Origin of the sequence: Pseudomonas sp. Irchel 3E19 (assembly GCF_900187585.1) — a bacterium.
GTDB lineage: Bacteria > Pseudomonadota > Gammaproteobacteria > Pseudomonadales > Pseudomonadaceae > Aquipseudomonas > Aquipseudomonas baetica.
Map to the genome: position 1 here is coordinate 97,833 of NZ_FYDT01000002.1, position 14,709 is coordinate 112,541.

A 14,709-nucleotide genomic window follows, 5' to 3' on the forward strand; every position below is an offset into this window, starting at 1 on the left:
TGGCCATGTGACTTTTCCAAGGAGGTTTGCCTGCGATGCCTATTTCGTCCCGCGCTGCATTACTGGTCATCGATGTTCAAAACGACTTCATCCCCGGCGGCCAATTGCCGGTGCCTGAGGGCGACTTGATTGTGCCATTGATCAACCGCCTCGCCCGCCAGTTCAAACAGGTCGTCATTGCCCAGGACTGGCACCCGAAAGGTCATGCCTCGTTCGCCTCCAGCCATCCCGGCCGGCAACCCTACGACTTCATTCAACTGCCCTACGGCGAGCAGATACTCTGGCCCGACCACTGCGTGCAAGCCACCGCCGGCGCCGAATTTCACCCCGAACTGGACCTGCCCCACGCGCAACTGGTCATCCGCAAGGGTTGCAACCCGGACATCGACAGCTATTCGGCCTTCCTCGAAGCCGACCGCCAGACCACCACCGGGCTGGCCGGTTATCTGAGCGAGCGTGGCATCGACACGGTTTACATGGTGGGCCTAGCGCTGGATTTCTGCGTGATGTACTCGGCGCTGGACGCGCGGGCGGCGGGATTCAATGCATTCGTCGTGCTGGATGCGTGCCGGGCGATTGATCTCGACGGCTCGTGGGCCGCAGCAATTGATCGAATGCAAGGGGCCGGCGTCGGTTTGATTCAATCTTCCGAACTGATCTGAAGCAGCCTCCTTGCGCAGGAGCTGCGGCACGCTGCGAATTTTTAATCCTGATTTTAAGATCACAACGTGCCGCAGCGCCTGCAAGGGTTGGATTCTCAGGCGGCGGTCGGCAACCACAGCCTGAAACGTGCGCCCCCCAGCGGCGACGCTTCAACCGTCAACGTCCCACCCTGTGCCTCCAGCGCCCGTCGACTGATCGCCAACCCCAAGCCAAAACCACCCGTAGCCCGGTCACGGCTGCGATCCAGCCGATAAAATGGTTCGAAGATACGCTCGCGTTCATCATCAGGAATGCCGATGCCATCATCGTCGACCCAGATTTCACAGCCGTAGGCATTGACCTGCACACCAATCTGAATGCGTTTTTCGCAATAGCGCATGGCGTTGCGCAGCAGGTTCTGAATCGCGCGGGCGGTCAGGCGTGGGTCCAGTGCAAAGCGTTCGAGTTGGCCGTGCAGCAACACGTCGATGACGATGTCCGGCGACTCCAGCTCTTCGTCAACGCTACCCAGAATGCTGTCGATGAACTCGTCCAGCGAGACGTCGACTTGCTCTGGCAGTTGCGCCGGGTTCTGCAAGCGGCTGTACGACAGCAGCTCCAGCACCAGTTCATCGAGCTCGCGAATGTGCGCGACCAGGCCCTGCAAACGCTCGCGACTGGCCGCCGGCAGGTCGTCGGACAAGGCCAGAGCCAGGCCAAAATCCAGACGTGTCAGCGGCGTGCGCAGTTCGTGCGAGACCGCATTGAGCAGGTCGCGCTGTTGATTCAACAGGCTCTCGATGTCACCCGCCATGGTGTCGAAGACATTGGCCAGACTGCCGATGTTCGAGCTCGGGGCGATTTTCGTGCGTTCGCTCAAATGGCCTTTGCCAAAGCGTTCGGCAGTCCCTTTGAGGCGCTCCAGATCGCGCCAGTGCGGACGGATCCATAGCAGCAGGCAGGCGAGCATGGTCGCGCCGATCAGCACGTTGATGCTCCAGTACAACAAATTGACGTCCATCGGGTCGGGGGGCACGACCATTTGCACGGCCATGTCATCGTTCAGCGGTGCCACCGCCAGCGTTCGCCAACCCCAGTCGCCGATACGCACGACATTTTCGCCGCGCCGCAGCCGCTGTTGTTCGGCCGGGGTGAACTCGGCATCGTCAATCCGCGCCAGGACGATGTGCAGCGGCTGGAAGTCCTTGTCCATCGACTCCGCCAATGCTGGCCATTGCTCTCGCGGCGCGGCATGAAACTGCCGGGTGATCAGCGATTGCAGGCCGCGCGAGTAATCGAGGTTATAGGTGATGAAGCGATCCCTGAACGCCATGACCACCAGGTCCGGCACCAGGTAAATGGCCGCGCTGTAGGAAACAATCGTGACCAGATACAGGCGAAAGAGGATTCTGAACATCGACTCAGCATTCCCACTCGGAACGGCTGAACAGATAACCCTTGCCCCACACGGTCTTGATCTTGCGTGCTTCGCCGGCGTGATCGTCGAACTTGCGCCGCAACTTGGAGATCGCCACGTCTACCGAGCGGTCGGTGCCATTGAACTCGATACCGCGCAGGCGCTGCAGAATCTGATCGCGGCTCAGCACTTCACCGGCATGCCGGGCCAGCACCACCAGCAAATTGTATTCGCCACTGGATAGCTCAACCGGTTGCTCACGCCAGGTCACGGTGCGCTCGGACAGATCGATGCACAGATTGCCCATGACGATGCGGTCATTGACGGTCAGTGGTTCACCCAGGCTGCTGCGCCGTAAGAGGGTGCGCACCCGGGCCAGCAACACCCGCGGCTCGCAGGGTTTGGTGACGTAATCGTCGGCGCCCATCTCCAGGCCCAGCACTTGATCGTGGCTGTCATCGCGGGCAGTGAGCATCAGGATCGGCAGCGTCGCCGAGTCGGCGCGCAGCAGGCGACAGACTTGCAGACCGTCGAGGCCCGGCAGCATCAGATCGAGAATCACCAGATCCGGCGGGCTGACTCGCGCCCGCTCGCGCACGTGGTCGCCACGGCCAATCACGTTGACGGAGTAACCATTGCGCTCAAGGTAGCTGGAAATCAGTTCGGCGAGGGCGGTGTCGTCTTCGACCAGAAGGATGTTGGGCATGGGTGATCCAGAAAGTGCTGTGGCGACGGGTCGGGCCACATCGCGGGCAAGCCCGCTCCCACCGGGATTGGATGTGAACACGGATTTTGTGAACACCACCGACCACTGTGGGAGCGGGCTTGCCCGCGATAGCGGTTTATCTGTCGCAATAAATTTCAAGGGCTGAAGGATATACGCCCTCACCCGTCTCTGAGTAAAACCCTTACACAATTTCACACAGCGCCTACAAAGCTTCACCGCTACTCTCGGCGACTGCCCGTAGGATGCGGGCATCAATATTGGGGGTGGTACATGTTCAAAAATCTGCTGGCCGGGCTCGGCCTCATCGCCGCAGCGCTGACGCTGAGCGCCTGTGATTCGTCCTCGAACGCCGAGGAACAGGCACCACCGGCTACCGTGCGCATCGAAACCCTGGAAGCCCGCCCCCTGTCGATCAGCAGCGAACTCAGCGGGCGCATCGCCGCGCCGCGCATTGCCGAGGTACGCGCCCGGGTCGCCGGCGTAGTGTTGCAGCGCACGTACCGCGAAGGCAGTGACGTGAAAAAGGGCGATGTGTTGTTCCGTATCGACCCGGCACCGTTCAAGGCTGACCTCGACAGTGCCGAAGCCGCCCTGCGCAAAGCCGAGGCCAACGCCTTCCAGGCCAGACTGCAGGAACAGCGCTACGCGCAATTGATCGATGACAAGGCCATCAGCGCTCAGGACTACGACAACGCCCGCGCCAACGCCCGGCAGACCGCCGCCGATGTCGCCGCCAACAAGGCCGCGGTGGAACGCGCGAAACTCAATCTAGGTTATGCCACCGTCACCGCACCGATCTCCGGGCGCATCGGCCGGGCGCTGGTCACCGAAGGTGCACTGGTGGGGCAGAACGAAACCACGCCACTGGCGCTGATTCAGCAGCTCAATCCGATTTACGCCGACCTGACCCAGTCGACCCGTGAACTCAATGAGCTGCGCCGCGCGTTTCGCTCGCGGCAGTTGCAGCAAGTCGGTCAGGATCAGGCCAAAGCCACATTGATTCAGGATGACGGCAGCCTTTATCCGCTGCCCGGCAAGCTGCTGTTCAGCGACATCACCGTCGATCCGGGCACTGGCCAGATCATTCTGCGCAGCGAATTCCCCAATCCAGACCTCGACCTGCTGCCGGGCAGCTTTATCCGTGTGCGCCTCGAACAGGCCACGATCCAGAACGGCATCACCGTGCCGCAGCGCGCTGTGCAGCGTGACAGTGCCGGTATCGCCCAGGTGCTGACCGTCGACGAACAAATGCGCGTGGCCGAGCAACCCGTGCAACTGGGCGCGGTACAGAACAATCGCTGGATCGTCACCGGCGGCCTTAAACCCGGCGACCGCATTGTCATCGAAGGCCTGCAACACGCGCGCCCCGGCGAGAAAGTGCAAATCGACGACACCCCTCTTCCACTTGCCCAGACCTCTGGTCAGTAAGCAGGACGCTTTTATATGCCGCAGTTTTTTATCGACCGCCCGGTGTTCGCCTGGGTCGTCGCCCTGTTCATCCTGTTGGCCGGCGCGCTGGCCATCCCGCAGTTGCCGGTGGCGCAGTACCCCGACGTTGCACCGCCGCAGATCGAAATCTATGCCGTGTATCCGGGCGCTTCGGCGCAGACCGTCGATGAAAGCGTGGTCAGCCTGATCGAGGAAGAGCTCAACGGCGCCGATCACCTGCTGTATTTCGAATCGCAGAGCAGCCTGGGCAGTGCCACGATCAACGCCACGTTCCAGCCGGGCACCAACCCGGAACTGGCGCAGGTCGATGTGCAAAACCGCCTGAAAGTGGTCGAGTCGCGCTTGCCGCAAGCTGTCAACCAGCAGGGTTTGCAGGTGGAGAAAGTCTCCGCCGGTTTTCTGCTGCTGATCACCCTGACATCCAGCGACGGCAAACTCGATGACGTGGCGCTCAGCGATTACCTGGCGCGCAACGTGATGAACGAGATCAAGCGCCTGGACGGTGTCGGCAAGGCTCAGTTGTATGGCGCCGAACGAGCCATGCGCATCTGGATCGACCCGCAGAAGCTCATCGGTTTCAACCTGTCCCCGGCCGATGTCAACGCGGCCATCATCGCCCAGAACGCACAGGTCCCCGCCGGCAGCATCGGCGACCTGCCAAACCCTTCGACCCAGGAAATCACCGCGACCATTCTGGTCAAGGGCCAGTTATCGACGCCGCAGGAATTCGCCGACATCGTGCTCAAGGCCAACCCGGACGGCTCCACCGTGCGCATCGGCGATGTAGCGCGGGTCGAGATCGGCAGTCAGGAATACCAGTTCGGCACGCGCCTCAACGGCAAACCGTCCACCGCCGTCGGCGTGCAACTGGCACCGGGGGCCAACGCCCTCGCGACCGCCACCCTGATCCGGGCGAAGATGGACGAACTGTCGCGCTACTTCCCGGCGGGCGTGGAATACAAGATCCCTTACGACACCTCGCCGTTCGTCAAAGTCTCGATCACCAAAGTGGTCTACACCCTCGGCGAAGCGATGCTGCTGGTGTTTGCGGTGATGTTCCTGTTCCTGCAAAACATTCGCTACACGCTGATCCCGACGCTGGTAGTCCCGGTCGCGTTGATGGGCACCCTTGCCACCATGCTCGCGCTGGGCTTCTCGATCAACGTGCTGACCATGTTCGGCATGGTGCTGGCTATCGGCATTCTGGTAGACGACGCCATCGTCGTGGTGGAGAACGTCGAAAGAATCATGGCCACCGAAGGGCTATCGCCCAAGGAAGCCACACGCAAGGCGATGACGCAGATCACCGGCGCGATCATCGGCATCACGCTGGTGCTGGTGGCGGTGTTCATCCCGATGGCGTTCATGCAGGGTTCGGTCGGAGTGATCTATCAGCAATTCTCGCTGTCGATGGCGACGTCGATCCTGTTCTCGGCATTCCTCGCCCTGACCTTGACCCCGGCCTTGTGCGCGACACTGCTCAAACCGATTGCCAAAGGCGAACATCACGAAAAAAGCGGTTTCTTCGGCTGGTTCAACCGCCGCTTCGAGCGACTGACCGATCGCTATCAGCGTTGGGTCGGTTTTGCATTGAAGCGCACCGGACGCTACCTGCTGATCTACGTCGTGCTGCTGGTCGGCCTGGGCGTTTGTTTCATGCGCCTGCCCTCTTCGTTCCTGCCGGTCGAAGATCAGGGTTACACCATCACCGATATTCAACTGCCGCCTGGCGCCACCAAGAACCGTACGGTGCAAGTGGCCGAGCAGCTTGAAGCGCATAACGCCGGTGAGCCGGGTATCAGCGACAGCGTGGTGATTCTCGGCTTCAGCTTCTCCGGTAGCGGCCAGAACGCAGCGTTGGCGTTTTCGACGCTGAAGGATTGGTCGCAACGCGGCAGCGATGACTCGGCCAGCTCGATCGCCGACCGCGCGAATATCGCCCTGAGCCAGATCAAGGACGCCATGGCGTTCTCGGTTCTGCCACCGCCCGTGGATGGGCTTGGCACTTCCAGCGGTTTCGAATTCCGTTTGCAGGACCGTGGTGGCCTTGGTCACGCGACATTGATGCAGGCGCGTACCGAGTTGCTGGCGGCCGCCGAGAAAAGTCCGGTGCTGATGAACGTGCGTGAAAGCGCACTGGCCGAAGCACCGCAGGTGCAACTGGAAGTGGACCGCAAGCAAGCCAATGCCCTGGGTGTATCGTTTGCCGACATCGGTAACGTGCTGTCCACGGCGGTGGGCTCCGCCTACATCAACGACTTCCCCAATCAGGGCCGGATGCAGCGCGTGGTGGTGCAAGCCGAAGGTGATCAGCGCAGCCAGGTCGATGACTTGCTGAAAATGCATGTGCGCAACAATGCCGGAAAAATGGTGCCACTGTCAGCGTTCGTACAAGCCAGATGGACCCAAGGCCCGGCGCAGTTGACGCGATACAACGGCTATCCGGCAGTTTCGATTTCCGGCGAGCCGAAGCCCGGCCACAGCACCGGTGAAGCGATGGCGGAGATCGAACGGCTAGTGGCTCAAGGGCCCAAAGGTCTGGGCCAGGAATGGACCGGTCTGTCGTTGCAGGAACGTTTGTCCGGCAGTCAGGCGCCGATTCTGCTCGGCCTGTCGCTGCTGATCGTGTTCTTGTGTCTGGCGGCGTTGTACGAGAGTTGGTCGATTCCAACTTCGGTGTTGCTGGTGGTGCCGTTGGGCGTTCTCGGTGCGGTATTGGCGGTGACTCTGCGCGGCATGCCCAACGACGTGTTCTTCAAGGTCGGGCTCATCACCATCATCGGCCTGTCGGCGAAGAACGCGATCCTGATCATCGAGTTCGCCAAGAGCCTGTACGACGAAGGCCACGATTTGATCGACGCCACCCTGCAAGCCGCACGCCTGCGTCTGCGCCCGATCGTGATGACGTCGCTGGCGTTTATCCTTGGCGTGGTGCCACTGGCCATCGCCACCGGCGCCAGCTCGGCGAGTCAGCAAGCGATCGGCACCGGAGTGATCGGCGGAATGATCACCGCGACGTTGGCAGTTATCTTCGTCCCCGTGTTCTTCGTCGTCGTCATGAAGCTCGTAAAGAAATTCACCAAACCCCACTGATCCAAACTGTAGAAGCTGCCGCAGGCTCGGGCCGCGATCGGACGATCTTTTGACTTTGCTTTTAAAAAACAAGATCAAAAGATCGTCCGATCGCGGCCCGAGCCTGCGGCAGCTCCTACAAAAGCCCGGTGGCGTGCGCTATGGTGCAGGGATCGATCACTGATGTGAGTCTCCATGCGCCTCCTCGCCCGCACCCACCCTCGCCTCTCTGCCGCTGCCCTGTTTGGCCTGGCCACTGGCTTGTTGGTCCCGGCCGAGTCCATCGTCAGCAAAATCCTCATCGGCTGGAACGCCGGCGTCTGGACCTACCTGATCCTGATGCTCTGGCTCACTGCGCGATCCAAGGCGCCGGACGTCAAACGCATTGCCGAAATCGAGGACGAAAACGCCGGGCTGGTGCTGTTCGTGGTGTGCATCGCCGCTCTCGCCAGTCTCGCCACCATTACCTTCGAACTGGCCGGCAGTAAAGATCTGGAAACCACACGCAAACTCCTGCACTACGGTTTTACCGCGCTAACGGTGATCGGTTCGTGGCTGCTGATCGGGGTGATTTTCTGTGTGCATTACGCAAGGTTGTATTACACCTGGGATGGCAAGGAACCGGCGCTGCGCTTTGCCGAAGGCCTGACTACGCCCAATTATTGGGACTTTCTGTACTTTTCGTTCACCATCGGCGTGGCGGTGCAGACCGCCGATGTCGGTGTGGCGACGCGGGATATCCGCAAAATTGTGCTGGCGCAGTCGTTGATCGGTTTTGTATTCAACACAGCGATATTGGGCTTCTCGATCAATATTGCGGCGGGGTTGTTTGGTTGAAAGTTACCCAGCGGAGGAAAATGGCTTATCGACCGGAGTTCCCAAGAGGCATTAGATTCACGGATCGCAGACTTTGTAAACTGTCAACAATGACAGTTTACAACCCCTATACTATCAGGATTACATGGCTCATCCAGAATTAGGGCTAAGGCCTTTGGATACCTCTTCTTTCGTAACGGAGAACGATTCCATGAAAGCGGTAATCAAGCGCACAAGCTTCGCAAGCGGTAACTATGTCAATGCAGCAGCATTTGCTACAAAAACAGAATTTCCAGAGTTTATCGCCACCTCTCGACTGATAGACAAAGTGAAATCCGGGCCCCAAAAAATCGACGCCGTTCTTATTACAGCTATAGATCGACCCGCCGCAAACACAAAAGCAAAAAGCCTCGCTTCTCGGACACTGTACATTTCAATACCGGACAATTTCGAAGTCGGCGATTATCAGTTGAAATCGCGCCCTGATGTGGACTTCAGTTTGAAAGATGCTGATGGGACTGTCTATGAAAGCGTTTCTGGAAAGATCAAACTTGAGCCAGCTCTTGGAGACAACGTCAAAGGGAGTTTCCAGGCAGATCTAGAGTATCCAGGCACGAATGGCGAGACATTCACCCTGAAAGGCAATTTTCAGGTTTTGAAGGCCGGATGAAAAAAGCATCAAAAAAAGGGAGGCTAAGCCTCCCTCTTTTATTAATCAAAATTGAAAATGGACGCCAAAGTTCATACCAAAATCCTTACTGACATTTTCACCCTTGCTGGTATCTACCTCTGCGTGCATCTGCCAGCGGTTATTCAATGTCCACGATACTCCGGCACCCACTTCGAACTGGCCACCCGACAAATCGTTATTGAATTTATTATCGTTGACCCTTACTTCGTTGTTTTTCACAAACTCGTTGACTACAGCGGCGCGCACATGAGGCTGCACGATACTGCCATCCGCCAGGGTCATGCCTCTGCCCAGCGTGACGCCCACCTTGCCAAGCATAGAGCGCGTAGTGTCGGCATCAGCGTGCAAACCGTTATCCAGCGTATATTCCTTGCCTTGCACCGACGCAGCCTGCCACTGAGTGAAAACTTCAGCGTAGTAACCCTCGCTGATTTCGATGTGTTTACCAAACTCCACCGATGCACTTGCGCCAAGGTTGTTGTAATCGCCTTTGGTACGAGTGCCATCACTCATGGTCACTTTGGCATCGTTGCGAAAATGATTGAGTTTGGCCACGGTATCCAGGTAATAGCCACTCTCTCCCAGCCACGTACCATACACACCGATCGAGGTACTGCCGATTTCACCTGAACTGCCGCGTTTCAAGTCCAGATCGGACTTGCTGTGCCCTGCGAAGACGCCAAGCAGCACTGTTTCACCCGCAAGCTGGATTGGGGTGTCCACGCCCATGGACAGACCATATTGATTTTGGCTGTAACCATCGCCATAGGCGTTATTGCTGATGGAGTATCGATTGCCGTACGAGCGAACCCAGCCTCCAGTCAGCCCGCCGTTATTCCGAAGGTCGCCCATTCGGTTATTCAGCGATACCATTTCCCCATAGGCCACCGTAGGCGCCGTACCAAAAATGGCCAACACAGACCGTGTGGGAGTACTGACAACTTCCTTATCAGGTTGCAAATACCAGTCGTTTCCTTCCTTGATCAATTTGTAAGTGAATGCCCCAGCATCTACTCTATTATTGATCAAACCATATTCAGCAGTACCGGCAACGCTCTGTACCACTTTTATTGATGCATCACTGATAGGGTCAAGCCCGGTACTGGAAACCCATAACTGGTGATTACCGGCAGCACTGAGCGTCACGTTCAAAAGGTCACTGACTCCCTTGTTGAAATCGGTTCCCATCTCGAACGTACCACTACCCGAGAGATTCGCCACATTGAGCTGGAAATATTGTTGGCCTTCGCCCATCTTCACCCTGCCGCCATTGGTGAGCGCCAGGTTGTTCACCGATTGGCTTGCGGTCATTTGCCACAACGCCTGATTGCTGATGGCAAAGTTGGCAATATCAGTGACTTGCCCTGTTAGCGTTGAAGCATTGTCGAGCCGCAGGGCCGAAACGCTGTTCGCGGAACCTGAAACGTTACCGGTCATGATGCTCTGATTGTTGATCGTGGTGTCGGCGATATTTTGCAACTCGCCGGTCAACGTGGAAGCATTGTCGATCAATACGGTCGATGCACCAATAACATTGCCCGTCATATTCGACCGGTCATTGAGTTTTGCGCTGGTAACGTTTTGCAAGTTGCCGCTCAAGGTTGCATTGTTTTGCAGCGTGACGTTTGCCGAGCTGCCTGAAGCCACTTCGACATTCCCCGTTAGAGCGCTGTCGTCCACGACGAGGTTTGCGGAAGCACCAGGTCCGACCTCAAGCAAAGTGCCATTCGCGCCGGTCAGGGTCGAGTGATTACGTACTGTGATATTGGCAATGGTAGGCAAATTCGGCGCATTGAAGCCAACGAGGATGGCCGAACCGCCCTGACCTTCCACTCGCGCACCATCAAGCACGATCGTTGATGGAATGATGGCCGATGCCTGAGTGTCGGTTCCGACGATCAAACCGTTGCGTCCACCCAGGATGGTACTTGAGGTGGCTGACAGCGTGCCTTCAAGCAGCCGAATACCGAAACTGCTGCCTCCGGTGCCTTGCACAGTGGAATCCTGGATGTCGATATTGCTGAACCGGTTGCCGGCGATCCCGCCTTGTAAACCTTGAACGACCGATTGGTCACGCAAGATCACCGACGATCCTCCGACACTGGCAATGCCACGAACCGCTGAGATACCAATCCCGTCGGCACTGGTGACGGTAGTGCGACTCAGTATGGCGCTGGCGTTGGTCAGGAATATCCCTTGTGAAGCAGATGCTGAAGTAACAGTGGAGCCGGTCAAGTTGACTGTACTGCCCACCGTGGCGGCGATAGTAAGAGTATCGGCGCCAACGCCTATCAACGAAGCCTGGGTTTCAAGTTGCCAGGTATCCAGTGGTGTAGTGGCATCAATATTTTGTGTGGTGCCTGCTGGAATGGTGGCGGCGTGAGACAACCCCGAATTAAATAGAATTGGAATACATGAAAGCAAACAAAAATGAAGAGTGTTTCTGGGAAACGATGAATCTGATGTTGAAGACATATTTAAGCCCTACTCGGTAACATTACCTGACGAACGCCGCTTCCCCATAACTGATATGTCAGGGCAATCCGACACGGCCGCCAGACTACGGTCTACCAAGCCAGTTATATGTAGGAGAAGTCCTCGTCGAGGTGAGACTTATCTCATTTTCATGTGCGAGGCCCTGCATTCGAATGTAAAAAATCGCCAGCGCAGATAAAAGATAAACCACTTGACTTTCACCCGCGCAGGCGAATCCATACGACGAATTAAGGGGCTACTACTTCACGCCGTTCATCGTCGCAATACACCAGACTCGAATTCAGAAGCGCCACAGGGACGATCAGTTCGGATGTGAGGCCATTGACCGTGTAAGCAATGCGTGCGTAACGGGTAGTTGGACGAGTATTCGGTACAGTGCTTGGCAATTGAATCGTTTTGATCGCCTCATAATTGTCAAGACGGAACTCTAGATTACCCGTTGCAGGCATCGGTGCCGAATCCGTGATGGTGGTGTTGGGAATATCCGTGCCAGCTGGAGTGTTGGTGGTGCGTCCCACGAACGTCAGTTCGACCATTGCTCCAGTCGGGATATTGGCATCGCGGAGAATACGGACCCGCAAGTTACGCGGCCGATACGGCGGCATGGGACCATTCACTGCAACAGGATGATTAAGGCTAGGGCAGTTGATGCTGGTAACAACCCGCTCAGGCACAATAGCGCCACCGGGCGATAGGAACGCTGACACAATGATCTGCGGAGCAGGCACATTGATCACGATAGCGGTCACCTGGACATCGGTAGGCGTCCGCTGCATCATCACATTCGCGCTGCCAGGGAATTCGATTGTGATGTAGGCCTGACGAGCGTTTGCCCCCGTACCGTTCCCCTCCAGGCGAATGGTTTCCCAAGGCAATATCGTCGAGACCTCTGTGGCGCCTACCCGAACCGCAATGGGTTCGCCAACCTGTTTACCCTGATAATAGAACTTGACGATTTCCCGCCCAGTGATCGGACGATTTACATCAGTCCACAAAGGCCAGGTCATCGTTGCAGCAATACCGGCCTGTGCCGGACCCAGTGTGTTTGGTGCAGGCGCTGGGGTACCAGCCCCCTGCACCACGACTGGAACAATGTTGATGTTCGGCAAGTCAGGCAGATTGGGTTGCTCAGGTCCGGCGTAGGAAAAGTCGACAATTGCAAAAACACGCTGCGATATCGGGTTGGGCGTGATCGTTGAACGCTCCAATTCGTACCAGTACTCAAACTCCACTTCTTGAGTCCCATTGGCATCTCCAAAGAGCTGGGACATGGTATCGAAATCCATTTCAAATCGCAGGGGACCGGCAGTACCTGCGGGCGGAATCTGCTGTTCAGGCAAAGTAATCGGTGCCCCGGCCTGATCGGAGGTCAATTGAGGAATGATTCGATCACCCGGAAGCGAATTCTTCGGGAAGTCGATTTCCATGATGACTTTTGTTGGATCAGCAGCAGTGGACAAGGTAATCGCAATACTGCCATTGGCGCCCGTGACAGGGATTCTCGGAATACCCAATTCCGGCGCAGGTGTCTTGATGCGCCTGAACAGCGTGGTAATTAGCGAATTGTTGCTGATATTGCCGGGTAAATCTTCCAGATTGTAGGAATAAAAGTAAGCCCCTTCACCCATCGCCGACAGATAACTCAGCGGCACATTGATGACACCGCCGGTTGGCAGCGGAAAGTCAGCGACCGCAGCGCCTTCACCCTGCATCAGAGTGAACGTGGTTTGCGTCGAGATATAAAAATTAACTTTATCGTTATTCGCTTCGAATTTCTGATAGGCCGTTGGAATGGTCAGACTTAAACCACCACTGTTGTTAGGATCGAGCAGCCAGGCATCATCGATAACTGCAGGAAAACCCGTACCCAAGGTCAATAGAGTAGGCCGCACACCTGTGCCGTTCGGACCACCGGGTTGGCGTTGGTAAGGCGCGGTCTGATCCAGCAGGATATCGGTATGGGGACTGGAGGAATCGGGGTTTTCGAACGCATCATAAATGAAAAACGACAATTCAAAAGGTGTGTAATCACCGTTCGCATTGAAGACCTCTCTTACCCTGGCCGGGATATCGAATTCGAACTCGATAGGGAATGTCCAGTCACCACCAGGCTCTTGGGCTTTGGTTTTCGTCATAACAACATACGTTGGGTCGAACTCGACAGGGACTGTTCCCCTCGGAAAGAGATAAAGTTCAATCTTTGCTGCCCCGTCCGGACTTTTATCATCAATATCCGTCAATAGCACAGTAAGTCTTTTATTGACGACCAATTGCTCGTAAGTCAATCGACCATCCGGCAAATTGCCCACAACAGTAGGAGGCAACGCCAGCACACCAGCCCCGAATTTTGTCTGCATATTCATGTTCATACACTCCATCGAAATGCCGTTTGTTGGATAATTAACGTTATTGCCCGACAGATAACCACGCGACTGCAGACTGCTTGTTCTTGGCTCTAACGCATTGTTACTTTCAAAAAAACCTGACGCATTTGTTACAGGTCCACAATAATCACTTTTGCCCGGACGAACCCGGTCTAACTTGACCAGACCTATTTCTGACTTCCCCAAAGCGGTGCTATTCCGATGCAGGGTATAGGTGGCAATGGCAGACGCATCCCTTGCCATCGGCTCTATATATTTAGCGTAATGTTGGGAGGTCAACTCAAACAAAAATCCGTCAATTGAATCGGCTTCCGCCAATGTCAATGTTTTGGAAAACCGTCCCGCTGTTCCTCCAATTGGCCTTACGCCATTGAGACTTTGAAAACCTTCCCAATCCAGAGTGACAACATCATTTTCGGCAAATCGCCCAGGCTGCGCGGGTACTTTGATCAGTAGTTTTTCCCACACTTTGGGTACTGACATGCAATTGAGATACCCGTGGAAAGTTGCACTAGGAAATTGCGGCTCCAACAAGTTGACCGGAATTACTCGGCTGACGACATACCACTGTGGTAATGACGTATCAGGATTGTCAGTATCTTCCGCAGTAATGCGATACCTGAGACGAATATCGCCGTCACGCTGCAAATATCGAGGTGGAAGGGTGAAAAAGTCAGGGACGGTCACGGGTACTGGAAGCCGTTCACTGTGAAAAATCTCTTCGTCTGCCTCGGAGGCTCCGGGTTCCAGAATCATGATTTCAATCAGATCGACGTTACCAGGAATGACCGAGGGATTTGGCCACATGGGAATACGGATGATTGCGCCATTAACGGGTGCGTCAGGTGGAAGAGCCCCCCCCGTGCCGACGCCGTCGATAGTGAGCGGAACCGCATACAGGCCGATATCATTTGTTTCGATAGAGAAAGAATTCATTGGTTGAAAGTCCCGTAAAAATTCCGTTTCAACGCTGAAGGAATTAAGCGCTTAGCGGTCGGGCTTGCCTACTGTCAGA

General features: G+C 56.4%; 9 protein-coding genes. 5 read left to right on the forward strand and 4 right to left on the reverse strand.

Translation table 11 applies throughout. The features are described 5' to 3' along the window. The first annotated feature begins 35 nt into the window (after positions 1-35). Positions 36-662, forward strand: a complete 627-nt coding sequence (gene pncA, locus CKW18_RS01980) for a bifunctional nicotinamidase/pyrazinamidase (RefSeq protein WP_095187213.1) — start codon at positions 36-38, stop codon at positions 660-662. A 95-nt stretch (positions 663-757) separates the two neighbouring features. Here pncA and CKW18_RS01985 read toward each other — a convergent pair whose 3' ends face one another. Continuing rightward, positions 758-2,059: an ATP-binding protein gene (locus tag CKW18_RS01985; RefSeq protein WP_095187214.1), complete on the reverse strand. Its 1,302-nt coding sequence runs from the start codon at positions 2,057-2,059 to the stop codon at positions 758-760. Between the two features lie 4 nt (positions 2,060-2,063). Further along, positions 2,064-2,765, reverse strand: a complete 702-nt coding sequence (locus CKW18_RS01990) for a response regulator transcription factor (protein WP_095187215.1) — start codon at positions 2,763-2,765, stop codon at positions 2,064-2,066. A 291-nt stretch (positions 2,766-3,056) separates the two neighbouring features. Here CKW18_RS01990 and CKW18_RS01995 point away from each other — a divergent pair, with 291 nt between their 5' ends. The 4 genes from CKW18_RS01995 to CKW18_RS02010 all read left to right on the forward strand — a co-directional run bounded on the left by CKW18_RS01995 (position 3,057) and on the right by CKW18_RS02010 (position 8,793). Beyond that, positions 3,057-4,214 (forward strand): efflux RND transporter periplasmic adaptor subunit, encoded by a 1,158-nt coding sequence (locus tag CKW18_RS01995; RefSeq protein WP_095187216.1) that lies wholly within the window; start codon positions 3,057-3,059, stop codon positions 4,212-4,214. A 15-nt stretch (positions 4,215-4,229) separates the two neighbouring features. Continuing rightward, positions 4,230-7,328, forward strand: a complete 3,099-nt coding sequence (locus CKW18_RS02000) for an efflux RND transporter permease subunit (RefSeq protein WP_095187217.1) — start codon at positions 4,230-4,232, stop codon at positions 7,326-7,328. A 174-nt stretch (positions 7,329-7,502) separates the two neighbouring features. Then, positions 7,503-8,144 carry a DUF1345 domain-containing protein gene (locus tag CKW18_RS02005; RefSeq protein WP_095187218.1) on the forward strand — a complete coding sequence of 214 codons (642 nt, stop codon included), beginning with the start codon at positions 7,503-7,505 and terminating at the stop codon, positions 8,142-8,144. A 190-nt stretch (positions 8,145-8,334) separates the two neighbouring features. Further along, positions 8,335-8,793: a hypothetical protein gene (locus tag CKW18_RS02010; RefSeq protein WP_095187219.1), complete on the forward strand. Its 459-nt coding sequence runs from the start codon at positions 8,335-8,337 to the stop codon at positions 8,791-8,793. Between the two features lie 45 nt (positions 8,794-8,838). On the opposite strand, the gene CKW18_RS02015 is transcribed toward CKW18_RS02010, so the two are convergent. Beyond that, positions 8,839-11,289 carry an autotransporter outer membrane beta-barrel domain-containing protein gene (locus CKW18_RS02015; RefSeq protein WP_095187220.1) on the reverse strand — a complete coding sequence of 817 codons (2,451 nt, stop codon included), beginning with the start codon at positions 11,287-11,289 and terminating at the stop codon, positions 8,839-8,841. A 248-nt stretch (positions 11,290-11,537) separates the two neighbouring features. Next, complete coding sequence (locus CKW18_RS02020) at positions 11,538-14,630, reverse strand: hypothetical protein (protein WP_095187221.1); 3,093 nt, start codon at positions 14,628-14,630, stop codon at positions 11,538-11,540. Positions 14,631-14,709: the final 79 nt, after the last annotated feature.

What these genes read in the sequence shown, in the direction of transcription:
- pncA (WP_095187213.1), top strand. Translation starts at nt 36, where the DNA reads ATGCCTATTTCGTCCCGCGCTGCATTACTGGTCATCGATGTTCAAAAC.
- CKW18_RS01985 (WP_095187214.1), bottom strand. Translation starts at nt 2,059, where the DNA reads ATGTTCAGAATCCTCTTTCGCCTGTATCTGGTCACGATTGTTTCCTAC.
- CKW18_RS01990 (WP_095187215.1), bottom strand. Translation starts at nt 2,765, where the DNA reads ATGCCCAACATCCTTCTGGTCGAAGACGACACCGCCCTCGCCGAACTG.
- CKW18_RS01995 (WP_095187216.1), top strand. Translation starts at nt 3,057, where the DNA reads ATGTTCAAAAATCTGCTGGCCGGGCTCGGCCTCATCGCCGCAGCGCTG.
- CKW18_RS02000 (WP_095187217.1), top strand. Translation starts at nt 4,230, where the DNA reads ATGCCGCAGTTTTTTATCGACCGCCCGGTGTTCGCCTGGGTCGTCGCC.
- CKW18_RS02005 (WP_095187218.1), top strand. Translation starts at nt 7,503, where the DNA reads ATGCGCCTCCTCGCCCGCACCCACCCTCGCCTCTCTGCCGCTGCCCTG.
- CKW18_RS02010 (WP_095187219.1), top strand. Translation starts at nt 8,335, where the DNA reads ATGAAAGCGGTAATCAAGCGCACAAGCTTCGCAAGCGGTAACTATGTC.
- CKW18_RS02015 (WP_095187220.1), bottom strand. Translation starts at nt 11,289, where the DNA reads ATGTCTTCAACATCAGATTCATCGTTTCCCAGAAACACTCTTCATTTT.
- CKW18_RS02020 (WP_095187221.1), bottom strand. Translation starts at nt 14,630, where the DNA reads ATGAATTCTTTCTCTATCGAAACAAATGATATCGGCCTGTATGCGGTT.